This is a genomic window from Reyranella sp., assembly GCF_965249915.1.
GTDB lineage: Bacteria > Pseudomonadota > Alphaproteobacteria > Reyranellales > Reyranellaceae > Reyranella.
Genome location: NZ_OZ252257.1, coordinates 2200777 through 2213894, shown reverse-complemented (window position 1 = coordinate 2213894; position 13118 = coordinate 2200777). Strand labels below are relative to the sequence as shown.

Below are 13118 nucleotides of genomic sequence, written 5' to 3'. Positions count from 1 at the left end.
ATGAAATACCCGATTTTGAGTGCTGTGGCCGCGACGCTCACGGCGGCCGCGGCTAGTGCGGCTTTCGCCCAGGCGCCTTCGGCCCAAACGCCCGGTCCTGTCGGCGCCGGTGTTTCGGCGAACGGCATGACGCAGTTCAAGGATGAAAAAACCGGCAAGGTCTGGACGCCCGAGAATGTGAGTAAGGACAACCAGACGCCGCAACAGCAGGCGGCGGTCCCGAGCACCTCTGCCGACAAGGCATTCGATCCGAACAGCCAAACGGTTGGCACGCAGATGGTCGTCCAGCGACCGCGCGGCAACCTCATGGGCACGGTGCCCATCACCGCCGGCCCTTCTGTTCCCACCGTCGTGATCGACAGCCCGTGGCTGCAGGCTGTTCCACAGCAGAACTGGTTGTCGGTTCTTTACGTCACCAACAACTCGGCGAACGTCGTCGATCCGGTGGTCGGCTGCGTGTTCACGAATGGCGGTCGTCCGGTTCAGGACACTCGGGTGGTCCTGTCGCCTGCGGGCCCCGGCGAACGATGGGGCGTGCCCGTCTATGGGCCTCCGGTTTCAACCTTCGTCGACCGCGTGACCTGTCGACTCCTGTCGCCGGCCTGACAGCTTCTTCCGACCAGCGGCTTGCGGGCCGGCCGTCTCTGATGAGAGAGGGCCGGCCCGTTTCGTTTTGCCCGAAAGGTCGCTACGGTGACGCTCTGGGGAAGAAGGGAAATTTTCATGCGTAAGAGTATTCTGGGGCGTCGGACGGCGATGGCGGGTGGTGCGGCGCTGGCGGGTGCGTCGCTGATCAGGCCGCGGGAGGCCCGCGCCGCAAAGGGCCTCACGGTCGTACTCGAGTCGGAAGTCACCATCCTCGATCCACATGCGACGACGGCGGCGATCACACGAACGTTCGGCCTGCACGTTTTCGATACGCTCTTTGCCATGAACGACAAGGGCGAGATCAAGCCGCAGATGGTCGAGGGCTACGACAGCAGCCCGGACAAGCTTACATGGTCGTTCGTCCTGCGCGACGGGCTGAAGTGGCATGACGGCACGCCGGTGACGGCGGAAGATTGCGTCGCTTCGCTCAAGCGGTGGTCGGTCCGCGATCCGCTTGGAAAGATGTTGATGGCGGACACGGAGACGCTCGAAGCCAGCAATCCGAAGACCATAAAAATGGTCCTGAAGCAGCCCTTCCCGCTGCTGCTCGAGGTCCTGGGCAAGCCCAATGCGCCGCTTCCGGTGATTATGCCTGCGCGCCTTGCCGCAACGCCTGCGGACCAGCGCATTCCCGAGCCGATCGGCTCCGGCCCGTTCCGTTTCGTCAAGGATCAGTGGCGGCCGGGCAACGCCATGATTCTGGAGCGCAACGCCGCCTATGTCCCTCGCAAGGAGGCGCCGGACTTCCTGACGGGCGGCAAGAACGTGAAGATCGACCAGCTGACCCTGCGGGTCATGCCGGACCAGTCGACAGGCGCCAACGCCCTTATCGCCGGCGAAATCGACTACATGCAGTACCTCCCGTTCGACATGCTGCCGGTGCTCGAGAAGGAGAAGTCGATCAAGCTTCTGGGGCTCGGCGGGATCCACCAGTTCCAGGGCAACTTCCGGCTCAACCACGCCTTCCCGCCGTTCGACAATCCGGCGGTACGCAAGGTGATGTGGAAGCTGGTCGACCAGAATGCGACACTGACGGCCATCGGCGTGCCCGACAAGTATCAGACCAAGGACTGTTCCTCGTTCTGGATGTGCGGTGCCCCACTGTCGACGGATGCCGGCGGGGGTGTGGCCAAGTTCGACCTTGCGGCCGCCCGCGCCGAGCTGAAGGCTTCGGGTTACAAGGGCGAGCCGGTGATCGTTCTGGAAGTTGCCGGCTCGATCAGCCAGACCGCGTCCCGCGTGCTCGCGCAGAACATGAAGGACGTCGGCTTCAACGTCGAACAGCAGCCGCGCGACTGGCCGACCGTCCTGGCGCGCCGGGCCAAAAAGGATGGCTGGTCGATGTTTCCGGTCTATTCCAACGGCACGGACATGTACTCGCCGCTGACGCACTTCTACGTGGCGGCGACCTGCAACGACTTCCCCGGCTGGTCCTGCGACAATCGCATCCCCGACCTTCTGAAGGCTTTCACGCGCGCCAACACACTGGAAGAGCGCAAGAAGATCGCGGCAGAAATCCAGGTGATCGCCTATGAACTCGTGCCCGCCCTGATGTGGGGGCAGTTCACGATTCCCGCCGGTTACCGGAGCGATCTCAAGGGCTTGATCCAGTCGTCCTATCCGATGTTCTGGGAGGTCGACCGCTAGGGCAACCGGCCCTGCAGACCGGCGTTTCCGATGCGCGCGGTGCTGGCTGAGGCACCGCGCCGGCGAGAGGAGAGTGATCGATGAATGTGACACACAATGCCGCGCAACGAAGGTATGAACTCTCCGTGGAGCATGGCCTGGCAATCGCCGCCTATCGAGAGCAGGGGCAAAGTCGAATCTTCACCCACACCGAGGTGCCTCCAGAGGACGAGGGCAAGGGCATCGGCGCGCGTGTGGTCAAGGCAGCGTTGGAAGACACGCGGCGGCAGGGCTTTAAGATCGTCCCTGCCTGCAGTTTCGTCGTCGCCTATGTGCGCCGTCACCCGGAGTTCGACGACAGCGCGAGCTGATCAAGGCTTTACGATCAAGTAGGCCGCAACCGTCGCGACCGCTGTCGCCGCCGCACCCCATGCAAGATCGACCACGCTGACGGCCAGGGGCCAACCCCGCAGGGTCGCCAGATTCGTCAGATCGTAGGCGGCGTAGACGCAGAAACCAAAAAGCCCACCGTAGAGCAAGGCACTCCACCAAGTGCCTGCGGCCAGCGCTGGCGGTACCGCGAACACCGCAATACCAACCGCGTGTACGAGATAGAACAGGATTGCGGCGCTCCAGACAGGCTTGTCCTGGAGCATGTCTCCCAAGCGAGATTTGTAGAATTCACGGGCAACGACGCCGAGCCATAGAGCATCAACTATGGCGAGTACGGTGAGGGCGACGGCGTAGCTGACCACCAAAGTCTTCATAGAGAAGACTTACTAGCTGAGCATGTACCACGCCAGTCCCATGCCGCCGACGGCACCGATAAACGAGATGATCAGGACCATGAGCACGCGACCGGTGACGACGCCACTGCGAGCTTCCGTTGGGGTGACTTCGGGCTGCATTTCTTCTCCAGCATTGAGGGTGTGAAGATCCAACGCCGCCTCGACGCGAAGGGTTGCCCTACGGAACCGTCTCTCTCGCTCCGACGTTGCCTGCACAACCCCTGCCAATGCTCGGAAGGAGCGAGAAATGTTGTACTGGGCTTTGATGTTTTTGGTGATCGCGCTGCTGGCCGGCATTTTCGGCTTCGGCGGAATCGCTTCGACCGCAACGGGTATGGCGCAGATACTGTTCGTGATCGCGCTCGTCCTCTTCGTCGTCAGCCTGTTCGCGGGCTTTGTCCGACGCAATCTCTAGGCGGTGAAGTGATCGCGGAGGAGGAGGCGAGCCCTCCTGCCTGCGGCGAGATCCCAGCAATTGACGATCGCCACCCGGAAACCGCCGGGTGGCATGGCGTGACGTTCCGGTTCGACAGTTTCATGGAACGTGACTTGAACGCTCGAGACGCCGGCGATGGCGCAGGCCTGTTCCACCAGATTGCGCGGCGGATGCCTGTAGCGCTCTCCGTGCGGCATGAAGAGAACGACGCTGTAGCCTGTACGCGGTGAGTTTTCCGCGAAGGTCCAAACGCCAAACTCGTACAATCGCACCAGCGCGTCGACCCAACCGTCGCCGTAGAGATCGGGCCACTGATCGGCGAACCTCAGATGCACCTCGATGATGCGCCCGCCGATCGTCTCCAGATTTGCCATACCGGTGTAGCCGGCAAGATGGCTGCGGCACCAGGCACCGGCCGAGGTTTCGATGTCGGGGGCGGCGCCGGCGCGAACTTCCCAATAGTCGAAGGTGCCGTCATCGCCAGCAATGCCGTTTGCATGAACCCACCAGTTCGGCACGCCGTCCACCAGAGCCACGTCGCTGCTGACATGTTCACCTTCGAGGAGCGGCATCCACATATGGCCGGGCCGGTAAGCCGCCTCATAGTCGGCTGCGGTATGTAATGCGCGGCTGCCTACGCCCATGCCTTTCAGGTTGTAGATGGGCTTGGAGAAGACCGGATAACTGGTCGGCGGGACTCCGTGCGGCGCCGCTTCCAGTCCCTGGCGTGTCGCGACGGCTAGTTTGTCGTAAACCCAGCGATGCTTGGGATTCCAGAGCCAGGCGTCCGAGTCTTCAGTCGGTATGAACACGTGCGCCGGGCAGTTCGCCTTCGCGAAATATTGAATGCGCCACGGGTCGATCTCGCAAATCGGCACTTGCTTCCCTCTTCGGTACGAGTGGACGCTGCAGGGTGATCGCGGGGCAACGCCCTTGCAACCGACCCGCGCGGCACCACGTTGGGAAGTCGGAGGTCCCGTGCCGAAATCTATGACGCTTCCCGTGCAATTTTGCGGCCTCCAGGCCTTCAAGACTGTCCGCTCGCGTACCGAAGAACTCGCCGCACCACTGTCCGCCGAGGACCAGACGGTTCAGTCGATGCCCGATGCGAGCCCGACCAAATGGCATCTCGCCCATACGACGTGGTTTTTCGAGACTTTCGTGCTGAGGCCTCGCGCTCCTGGCTACCGCGTCTTCGATCCGGCCTACGAATACCTTTTCAATTCCTACTACGAGGCCGTCGGTCCCCGCCATCCGCGACCGCAGCGCGGGCTGATCACGCGGCCCGGTGTGAACGAAGTGCTGGCATATCGGCACCATGTTACGGCCGCGATGCTGGATTTTCTCCAGGGCCAGCGCGACGGTGGTGACGGCGTGCGCGCCCTCGTCGATCTCGGACTGCACCACGAGCAACAGCATCAGGAGCTGATCCTGATGGATATAAAGCATGCCCTTTCCCTTAATCCCCTGCGGCCTGCCTACCGTGCCGCGCAGCGCGGTGAGGGACGGGCGCCCCGTCCGCTCGAATGGCGCGAGTTCGAAGGCGGCCTCGTCGAAACGGGACATGACGGACAGGGCTTCTCCTTCGACAATGAGGGGCCTCGCCACCGTTCCTGGCTCGACGCGTTTGCGCTGGCGATGCGTCCCGTCAATTGCGGCGAGTATCTCGAGTTCATCGAGGATGGCGGCTACCGCCGGCCCGAGTTCTGGCTGTCGGCCGGTTGGGACTGCGTGAACCAGCGCGGCTGGAATGCACCGCTCTACTGGGAAAAGAAGGACGGAGCCTGGTACGTTTTCACGCTGTCCGGTTTGGAACGGCTCGATGCGGCACGGCCGGTCTGCCATGTCAGCGCCTTCGAAGCGGCGGCATTCGCCAAATGGGCGGGCAAGCGCCTGCCGCGCGAAGCGGAATGGGAAGTCGCTGCCGGAGCGGTGCAGGGCACCGGAGAAGTCTGGGAATGGACGGCCAGCCCCTACGTCGCCTATCCGGGCTATCGCGAACCCGCCGGGGCCGTGGGCGAGTACAACGGCAAGTTCATGGCGAACCAGATGGTGCTGCGCGGCGGCTGTGCAGCGACGCCCGACGGTCATCTTCGTCCGACCTATCGCAACTTCTTTCCGCCCGACGCGCGTTGGATGTTCGGTGGAATCCGTCTTTCGGAGGACCTTCGATGAACGTGCCGCTTCTGGCGACCGATGATGGCGAGCTGGCCGATCGCGATGCCTTTCGTCGTGAAGTTCTTGCCGGTCTGGGGGGCTCGCCGCGCGCGATCCCGGCCAAGTATCTCTACGATGCGCGGGGCTCGGCGCTGTTCGATGCGATCTGCGAGCAGCCCGAATACTATCCGACCAGAACTGAGGCGGCGATCCTGCGCCGACATGCGGGCGAAATTTCTGACCTTGCAGGTGCGGGATCTGCGCTCGTGGAATTCGGCAGCGGATCGAGCGTCAAGACCCGATTGCTGCTCGATGCGATGCAGGATCTCCACGCCTACGTGCCGATCGATATTTCCCGTCGGCATCTCGACGCGACAGCTCAGCGCTTGCGCGAGGACTACCCGGGCCTGCGCGTTGATCCGGTAACCGGGGATTACATGGCGCTGGACGCGCTGCCGCCGACCATAGACGGCGCACGCAGGATCGGTTTCTTTCCCGGTTCCACGATCGGCAACCTGAGGCCGGAGGAGGCAGTGGCGTTCCTCCGTCGCGCGCGCCGGCTTCTCCGAGCCGACGGCGCTCTGGTCCTGGGTGTCGACCTGAAGAAAGACACGCAGCGGCTGCACGCGGCCTACAACGACGCCGCGGGCATCACGGCGCAGTTCACGCTGAACCTCCTGCGTCGCATGAACCGTGAGCTCGAAGCCAACTTCGATCTCTCTGCCTTCGCGCACGAGGCGTTCTACGATGAGCCCGCAGGGCGCATCGAAATCTACTTCCGCAGCCTGCGCAACCAGACGGTCATGGTGGCCGGTCGGCGCTACACGTTCATCGAAGGCGAGCGGGTGCACACCGAGTATTCCTACAAGTATGCCGAGGCCGACATTGCCGAGTTGGCAAGGCTGGGTGGTTTCTCGATCGCCCATATCTGGACGGACCCGGCCCGGCTGTTTGCGGTGGCTTTTCTGACACAGGCCCAGAACGAGAAAGCCCGCCCCTGAGCTGAGTCAGGAGCGGGCTCGGAGGCCGGACGGGGAGAGAGGCGCTGCTGAGCGGGGGCAGAGGCAACGCCAATTATCCAGCCATGCAAAACCAACGTCGCTCCCCGTATGAAGTTGCGGGACCGATCAAAAAAGCCGCGATTCAGCTAAGTGTTTGATTCGTTGAGCTCAATCGCTGCCAGCTGGGCCTTGAGTTCGGTATGCACCACGTCGTCGCGAATTTTTGGCAGCATGGTGCGGAGCATGTCTGCCTTCGCTGCTGCTGGCGCCCCGTCGAGTTCCTTCAGAAACCGCACGATCTCCTCGCGCGTCGCGAAGCCCATGTAGCCGTCGTCGGCTTCATGGGCCTGGCAGGCGGGCGAGGCGGGATCGTCGGCATGCATCGCACGGCCTTACAGCGGATGCCACCAGCGGCCGGCGAGAACGACGCCTGCCGACAGGAGCCTCTTGTCGCCGATCAGCGCCTCGCCGATTGAGTCGGCGTAGTCGAACGTGCCGCTCGCCTGGTCGATCACTGTTGCTTCGCCTACGCTGCCGACCTTGAGCGTGCCGAGGTCGGGTCGCTTGATGGCAGCGGCCGCATTGACGGTCGCGAGCTTGATGACGGTGGGGAGGTCGAGGCCGAGGCACAGGAACTTCGACATGGTCGTGAGGAGATCGAAGGCCGGGCCCTCGATCGAGATCGCGTGCACGTCGGACGAGATCACGTCGGGCAGGAAGCCCGCGGCCAGCATCTTGCGCGTCGTGCCGAAGCCGAACGAGCCGCCGCCATGGCCGATATCGAAGATTACGCCGCGCTCGCGGGCGGCCAGAATCTCGTCCCGTACCTTGCCGTCGGGCTGGACCGGCGCATTGGGGAAAGGACGGAAGCAGTGGGTGAGGATGTCGCCGGGGCGCAGGCGGCTCACCACCTCGTGGCGGGAGGGCGGCGGCGAATCGAGATGCGCCATCATCGGCAGGCCGGTCTCCTCGGCGACGTCGAGCGCGATGTCGAGCGGCATGATGCCCGAGTCGCCGCTCGCCGACTTGCCGACGCGAACCTTGACGCCCAGCACCAGTTCCTTGTGTTCGCGGGCCACGCGCACCGCCTCACGCGGATCGAGCAGCCGCATGTCGGCACTCTCGCCCACCATTACGGTCTTGGAGAAGGCGAAGATGCCGGGGAAGGAGACGTTGAGGAACGGCAGGATCCGGACCGGCGAGGTCTCGATCACGTGCTTGCGGAAGCCAGGGAAATTGCCGGGTCCGGCGCTGCCGGCATCGACGAAGGTGGTGACGCCGCCCGATCGCGCGAGCAGCTCGGCCTCGACACCGAGCGAGGTTCCGCCCCAGTAGACATGCGTATGCAGGTCGATGAGCCCGGGGGAGACGATCCTGCCCGAGACGTCGCGCGTGTCCTTGCCCGACAGGCCATCGCCGATGGCCGCGACCTTGCCGCCGGCGAAGGCGATGTCGGTTACCTTGTCGATGCCCTGTGAAGGGTCGATCACGCGGCCGCCCTTGAGAACCAGATCGTTCATGCCCGTTGCTTCCTTCCAACTCGTCTCATCTGCCCATTCTACGCCACTCTCGTCCCAAATCCCCATCGCGGGGCAGCGCCAGGGCCTCGAGGCCCAGCCAGTCGGCCATCAGGCGAAGCTCCTCACGCATCGGCTCGGCCACGTCGCGCGCCTCGATGCCGGGTTCGAGATGGGCGGCCGGCACCAGCAGCTTTGAGTTCGGCCGGTCGGATTTCAGGTCGATCCGGCCGACCAGGCGGTCCCCCAGCAGGAACGGCAGGACATAATAGCCGTGCTTGCGTTTGGCCACGGGCGTGTAGATCTCGATGCGATAGAAGAAATCGAAGATCCGCTCCGTGCGATCGCGTTCCCAGATCAGCGGATCGAAGGGCGCGAGCAGGGCGCGCGCCTCGATCCGGCGCGGCTGGCGTGCCGCCGGGTCGAGGAACGCCGGGCGGTTCCAGCCCTCGACCTCGACCGGCAGCAGATCGCCGGCCTCGACGAGTTCGGCGAGCCGCGCCTTGGTATCTGCAACCGGCAGGCGGAAGTAATCGCGCAGGTCGAATTCGGTCGCGACGCCCAGCGCTCGGGCCGAGAGGCGCAGCAGCTCGCGCTGGGCTTCCTCGGCCGAGGGAGTGGGCAGCGCCTGGATGTCTGCCGGCAGGACGCGCTCGGAAAGATCGTAGACACGCTCGAAGGCGCCGCGTCGCGTGGCGGTGGTGACGATGCCCGCGAAGAACAGCCATTCGAGTGCCAGCTTGCCGTCGTTCCAGCCCCACCACGGTCCGCGCTTGGGGCCGCCATCGGCCAGTTCCGAGGCGGCGAGGGCGCCGCGCGCCTCGATCTGCCGGCGGACGTCCTCGATATAGGCGGTCTTCTCGAGTCGGAATTGCTGAAGCGTGCCCTTGCTGGTGCCCGCCGCGGCCCGCTTCATGCGCCAGCGCAACAACGGCTGGGATGCCAGCGGCAGCAGCGACGCCTCATGTGCCCAGAACTCGAAGAGACCGCGCTGGCTCGTGCGGCCCCAGGCCAGCCCGTCGAGATGGGCGCTGTCGTAGTTGCCGAGTCGAGAGAACAGCGGCAGGTAGTGCGCACGTGCGAGGACGTTGACCGAATCGATCTGCAGCAGGCCCAACCGCTCGATCGCGCGCTTCACGTGGCCGCGATTGATGGCGCCGTCAGGTCGCCCCGTGCCGAACCCCTGGGCGGCCAGCGCGATTCGCCGGGCCAAAGCGGCGCTTATCTTCATCTTCGGGGACATCGCCCCACACTAGTCCAGGCGGCGCGGCAACGGCCATTGGATAACGGCGTTCTGCTCGAACTCGTGCGGATGTTGCAAAAGGGGATTTCCATGGAGACCCACCGCGGACGTCTGATCGATCACCTGCATCTCAAGGTCAAGGACCTCGAGGCCTCCAAGCGCTTCTACAAGGCGGCAATGACTGCGCTTGGCATCCCGCTGATCGGGGGAAGGATCACTTGTTCGCCGACGAGCTATGGGTCGATGTCGGTCCTTCCATCGCGCACGTGCATTTTGCCTTCCAGGCCGAGGATCGAGCGGCCGTCGACCGCTTCCATGCGGCGGTGCTTGCGGCGGGCGGCCGCGACAATGGCGGGCCAGGAGAGCGCGCCTACCACCCCGGCTACTACGCGGCCTTCGCCTTCGATCCCGACGGCAACAATGTCGAAGCCGTACATCATGGGCCTCACGAGCGATCGGCGGATAGCGTGCACATCACCTGGTGAGCGGCCGCCCGGGCGAGATCAACGGCCCTCGAGCCGCTTCAGGGCCTTCTCAACGGCGTCGGCCTGGCGGTTCGAGACGTGGCCGTTTGCCCTGAACTCCCTCACGACCTTCCTCAGGAACGGGCTGCGCTCTGCCTGAAGTTCGGCGCGTTTCATCAATGCCTCGTGAATATGGGCGGGTCCGCGACGGCGCGCGGCCTGACGCGCGCGGATGAGGCGGACGGCGATTGCCACGACGAACGCAACGCCGACGACGATCAGGATTTCGGTCAGTTGCATGGGGCTGGAGGCGATGCTTGCACGGCTAGGCGGCGAGCGCCGTTTCCGCGCGCTGGGCCATCGCCAGCAGCGGCCGGTCATGCAGGCGCGGCGCGACGATCTGTAGGCCAACGGGAAGCCCCTCGCGGCCGCGCCCGCACGGCACGGAAATCGCCGGTACGAGGGCGAGATTGAACAGGGGCGTGAAGGCGGCGTGGCCGCGCGGCCCGACTTCCTTGCCCTCGATCAGCCCGGGATAGACCTGTTCGACCGGCCACGACACGCACGCCGTCGTCGGCGTCAGGAGATAGTCGTATTCGGTGAAGAACTGCGCGACGGCCCGCGCGCACGCATCGGCGAACCGAAACGCCGCGACGACATCGGTGCCGGGCACCGAGCGGCCCCGCTCGATCAGGCCGGAGATATTGTCCCCGAACAGATCCTTGTCGGCGGCTTGTCGCGCGCCATAGAGCAGGGCTGAGGCCGAGCTGTTCACGGCGGCAAATGCTGTTTCGCTCGTGTCTTCGGGCCAGGTGACATCCGCCTCCTCGATGCGCCAGCCAGAACCGCGCAGCTTCGCGACGGCCGTTTCGAACGCCGCCATGACGTCGGGGTCGACGGGCACGCCGAGGCCAAGCCGCGGGCTCACGGCGATGCGCGGGCTGCTGGGCGGCGGCACGTCGAGCAGCGCCACCGAATGCGGATCGCGCCGGTCGGGGCCGGCCATCACCTCGAACGCGACCTTGGCATCGGCGACGGAGCGGCCCATGGGCGCCGTCACGCCATAAAGTGGACCGTAAGCACCGCCGAAGCCGAACGGGGCAGGGATGGCGCCGGCCGACGTCTTGAGACCGACCACGCCGCAATGTGAGGCCGGCCGTCTGCCCGAGCCTCCGCCATCGGTGCCGAGCGCGATCGGAGAGAAGCCCGCCGCAAGGGCTGCAGCGGCGCCGCCGGAGGAACCGCCCGGCGTCAAGGCCGGATTTAGCGGATGGCGTGACGGGCCATAGACCTTGTTTTCGGTGTGACCCTTGGCGGCCATCTCCGGCGTGTTGGTCATGCCGAGGAAGATGCCGCCGGCGGCCTTCAATCGCTCGACGGCGACGGCGTCGCGCGGCGGCTTGAAGTCCTTGTAGAGCAGGGAGCCGTTGGTGACGGTGCGGTCCTTCACCCAGGTCGTGTCCTTTACCGTGTAGGGGACGCCCAGAATCGCGCCATCGAACCCCTGCTTGCGTCTCGCATCGACGGCGTCTGCCGAGGTCCGGGCCTCGGCGGGATCGAAATCGACGATGGCGGTGAGTTGCCCGTTCCGCGCCTCGACGCGGGCGATGGCCATCTCGGCCACGTCGCGCGCCTTGGTCTTCCCCGTACGCACGGCGGCAGCGATGGCGGCGGCGCCCTGATCCAGCAACTCGGTCATGTGTTTTTCCTCATTTGCCCACTTCTTAGCATGATAGCGTGCGCCGCCATGACGTTGGAGAGCGACCTCTATGCGCCGGTGAAGGCGCTGCTCGAAGGACAGGATTATGTCGTCAAGGGCGAGGTGCGCGGCTGCGACGTGGTGGCGGTCCGCGGCAAGGAGCCGCCCGTGGTCGTCGAACTGAAGCGGACCTTCGGGCTCGGCCTGGTGCTGCAGGGCGTCGACCGGCTGGCGCTCACCGATCTGGTCTATCTCGCCGTCGGCCAGTGGCCGAAGCAGATGAAGAACGTGAAGAAGCTGTGCCGCCGCCTGGGGCTGGGCTTCATCGTGGTGGCCAAGGGCAAGGCCGACGTGGTGCTCGATCCCGCGCCCTACGTCCCGCGCCAGAACAAGCGCAAGGCCGGCCGAATGCTGGGCGAGCATGCGCGTCGTGTCGGTGATCCCAATCTCGGCGGTCAGGCGATGCGGGCGCCTTTGATGACGGCGTACCGGCAGGAAGCCCTGCGCTGCGCCGAACTCCTCGCGGCGAACGGGCCGATGAAGGTGGCGGCTCTGCGCACGGCCGGGGACGCGCCGAAAGCGGCCCAGATCCTGCAACAGGATGTCTATGGCTGGTTCGAGCGGGTGGAGCGTGGTGTCTATGCGATTACGCCGAAAGGGCGCGAAGGTCTGGAGCGGTTCGATCGGAAGCCTGGCTAGATGCTGATCGTCCAACTTTCCGATCCGCATGTCCGGCCCGAGGGTGCGCTTTACCAGGGCGTGGTCGATTCCAACGCTCAGTTCGCGGGGGCCATTGCGCATGTGAACGCGCTCGATCCGCGGCCGGACCTCGTGCTGCTGAGCGGCGATCTGGTCGATCATGGTCAGGACGATGAGTATGCCATGCTGGCAAGGATGCTGGAGCCGCTCGAAGTTCCGGTGCTGGCGATCCCTGGCAATCACGACGAACGCGAGGCCTTTCGACGGGCGTTCGCCGGCAAGCCGTGGCTGCCGGCCGAAGGCCCGATCGACTATGCGGTCGGCGACCACGGCGTCGTGCGCATCGTGGCCCTCGACGTCACGCTACCCGGGCTGCATCACGGCGTCGTCAGTGAAGAGGCGGCGGCCTGGTTGGACGAGGTTCTGACCGCGGAGCCGGCACGTCCCACGATGGTCATGATGCACCAGCCGCCCTTCGCTACGGGCATTCCCTACATGGACCCCTATTCCTGCCGGGAGGGACAAAGGCTCGCCGAGGTCGTTGCACGTCATCCGCAGGTCGAGCGCATCCTGTGCGGCCATGTCCACCGCTTCATGCAGCTCCGCTTCGGCGGCACGATCCTGTGCACCGCGCCGTCGACGACGACGGCCATAGCCCTGCAGCTGCGTGGCGACGCCAGGCCTGCATCGTACATCGAGCCCCCGGCGATGCTGCTCCATCATTGGCGGGAGGGGAGAGGTCTCGTCTCGCATTTCGTTCCGGTCGGAACGTTTCCCGGGCCTTACCCCTTCGCATAGCAAAGAGGCGCGCCATAAAGCGCAGCGCGCCTCTCCTCGGTT

General features: G+C 65.0%; 16 protein-coding genes and 1 pseudogene. 9 read left to right on the top strand and 8 right to left on the bottom strand.

Annotation, left to right across the window (positions count from 1 at the left end; all coding sequences use genetic code 11):
• The 3 genes from ACP15H_RS10975 to ACP15H_RS10965 all read left to right on the top strand — a co-directional run bounded on the left by ACP15H_RS10975 (window position 1) and on the right by ACP15H_RS10965 (window position 2645).
• Complete coding sequence (locus ACP15H_RS10975) at window positions 1-606, top strand: hypothetical protein (RefSeq protein WP_425066218.1); 606 nt, start codon at window positions 1-3, stop codon at window positions 604-606.
• Window positions 607-723: 117 nt separating this feature from the next.
• Complete coding sequence (locus tag ACP15H_RS10970; protein WP_425066217.1) at window positions 724-2295, top strand: ABC transporter substrate-binding protein; 1572 nt, start codon at window positions 724-726, stop codon at window positions 2293-2295.
• An 80-nt stretch (window positions 2296-2375) separates the two neighbouring features.
• Window positions 2376-2645, top strand: a complete 270-nt coding sequence (locus ACP15H_RS10965; protein ID WP_425066216.1) for a GNAT family N-acetyltransferase — start codon at window positions 2376-2378, stop codon at window positions 2643-2645.
• Here the strand turns inward: ACP15H_RS10965 and ACP15H_RS10960 are convergent, their stop codons facing one another.
• Together ACP15H_RS10960 and ACP15H_RS10955 are read right to left on the bottom strand one after the other, a co-directional pair.
• Complete coding sequence (locus tag ACP15H_RS10960; protein ID WP_425066215.1) at window positions 2646-3029, bottom strand: DUF2177 family protein; 384 nt, start codon at window positions 3027-3029, stop codon at window positions 2646-2648.
• A 24-nt stretch (window positions 3030-3053) separates the two neighbouring features.
• Window positions 3054-3359: a hypothetical protein gene (locus ACP15H_RS10955; protein ID WP_425069991.1), complete on the bottom strand. Its 306-nt coding sequence runs from the start codon at window positions 3357-3359 to the stop codon at window positions 3054-3056.
• On the opposite strand from ACP15H_RS10955, the gene ACP15H_RS10950 reads away from it, so the two are divergent.
• Window positions 3310-3477 (top strand): DUF1328 domain-containing protein, encoded by a 168-nt coding sequence (locus ACP15H_RS10950; protein WP_425066214.1) that lies wholly within the window; start codon window positions 3310-3312, stop codon window positions 3475-3477. The genes ACP15H_RS10955 and ACP15H_RS10950 overlap by 50 nt on opposite strands.
• On the opposite strand, the gene ACP15H_RS10945 is transcribed toward ACP15H_RS10950, so the two are convergent.
• Complete coding sequence (locus ACP15H_RS10945; protein ID WP_425066213.1) at window positions 3474-4376, bottom strand: hypothetical protein; 903 nt, start codon at window positions 4374-4376, stop codon at window positions 3474-3476. The genes ACP15H_RS10950 and ACP15H_RS10945 overlap by 4 nt on opposite strands.
• Before the next feature lie 100 nt (window positions 4377-4476).
• Here ACP15H_RS10945 and egtB point away from each other — a divergent pair, with 100 nt between their 5' ends.
• Together egtB and egtD are read left to right on the top strand one after the other, a co-directional pair.
• Window positions 4477-5673 carry an ergothioneine biosynthesis protein EgtB gene (egtB, locus tag ACP15H_RS10940; RefSeq protein ID WP_425066212.1) on the top strand — a complete coding sequence of 399 codons (1197 nt, stop codon included), beginning with the start codon at window positions 4477-4479 and terminating at the stop codon, window positions 5671-5673.
• A complete protein-coding gene (gene egtD, locus ACP15H_RS10935; RefSeq protein ID WP_425066211.1) occupies window positions 5670-6656 on the top strand; it encodes an L-histidine N(alpha)-methyltransferase in 987 nt (328 codons plus the stop codon). The genes egtB and egtD overlap by 4 nt, the downstream gene beginning before the upstream one ends.
• Before the next feature lie 146 nt (window positions 6657-6802).
• Here egtD and ACP15H_RS10930 read toward each other — a convergent pair whose 3' ends face one another.
• From ACP15H_RS10930 to ACP15H_RS10920, 3 genes are read right to left on the bottom strand one after another with little or no spacing between them, the layout of a single operon-like run.
• The gene (locus tag ACP15H_RS10930) at window positions 6803-7039 is read right to left on the bottom strand and encodes a hypothetical protein (protein ID WP_425066210.1); all 237 of its coding nucleotides are present in this window, start codon (window positions 7037-7039) and stop codon (window positions 6803-6805) included.
• Between the two features lie 9 nt (window positions 7040-7048).
• Window positions 7049-8176, bottom strand: a complete 1128-nt coding sequence (locus ACP15H_RS10925) for an amidohydrolase/deacetylase family metallohydrolase (RefSeq protein WP_425066209.1) — start codon at window positions 8174-8176, stop codon at window positions 7049-7051.
• 25 nt (window positions 8177-8201) lie between these two features.
• Complete coding sequence (locus ACP15H_RS10920; protein ID WP_425066208.1) at window positions 8202-9416, bottom strand: winged helix-turn-helix domain-containing protein; 1215 nt, start codon at window positions 9414-9416, stop codon at window positions 8202-8204.
• A 90-nt stretch (window positions 9417-9506) separates the two neighbouring features.
• Between ACP15H_RS10920 and ACP15H_RS10915 the strand changes: the two are divergent.
• Window positions 9507-9901, top strand: a pseudogene (locus tag ACP15H_RS10915) (VOC family protein).
• A gap of 18 nt (window positions 9902-9919) precedes the next feature.
• Here the strand turns inward: ACP15H_RS10915 and ACP15H_RS10910 are convergent.
• Complete coding sequence (locus ACP15H_RS10910; protein ID WP_425066207.1) at window positions 9920-10180, bottom strand: hypothetical protein; 261 nt, start codon at window positions 10178-10180, stop codon at window positions 9920-9922.
• 25 nt (window positions 10181-10205) lie between these two features.
• A complete protein-coding gene (locus tag ACP15H_RS10905; RefSeq protein WP_425066206.1) occupies window positions 10206-11579 on the bottom strand; it encodes an amidase in 1374 nt (457 codons plus the stop codon).
• A gap of 48 nt (window positions 11580-11627) precedes the next feature.
• Between ACP15H_RS10905 and ACP15H_RS10900 the strand changes: the two genes are divergently transcribed.
• Together ACP15H_RS10900 and ACP15H_RS10895 are read left to right on the top strand one after the other, a co-directional pair.
• Window positions 11628-12278, top strand: a complete 651-nt coding sequence (locus ACP15H_RS10900) for a DUF2161 domain-containing phosphodiesterase (RefSeq protein WP_425066205.1) — start codon at window positions 11628-11630, stop codon at window positions 12276-12278.
• Window positions 12279-13076: a phosphodiesterase gene (locus tag ACP15H_RS10895; protein ID WP_425066204.1), complete on the top strand. Its 798-nt coding sequence runs from the start codon at window positions 12279-12281 to the stop codon at window positions 13074-13076. It begins immediately after the preceding gene.
• Window positions 13077-13118: the final 42 nt, after the last annotated feature.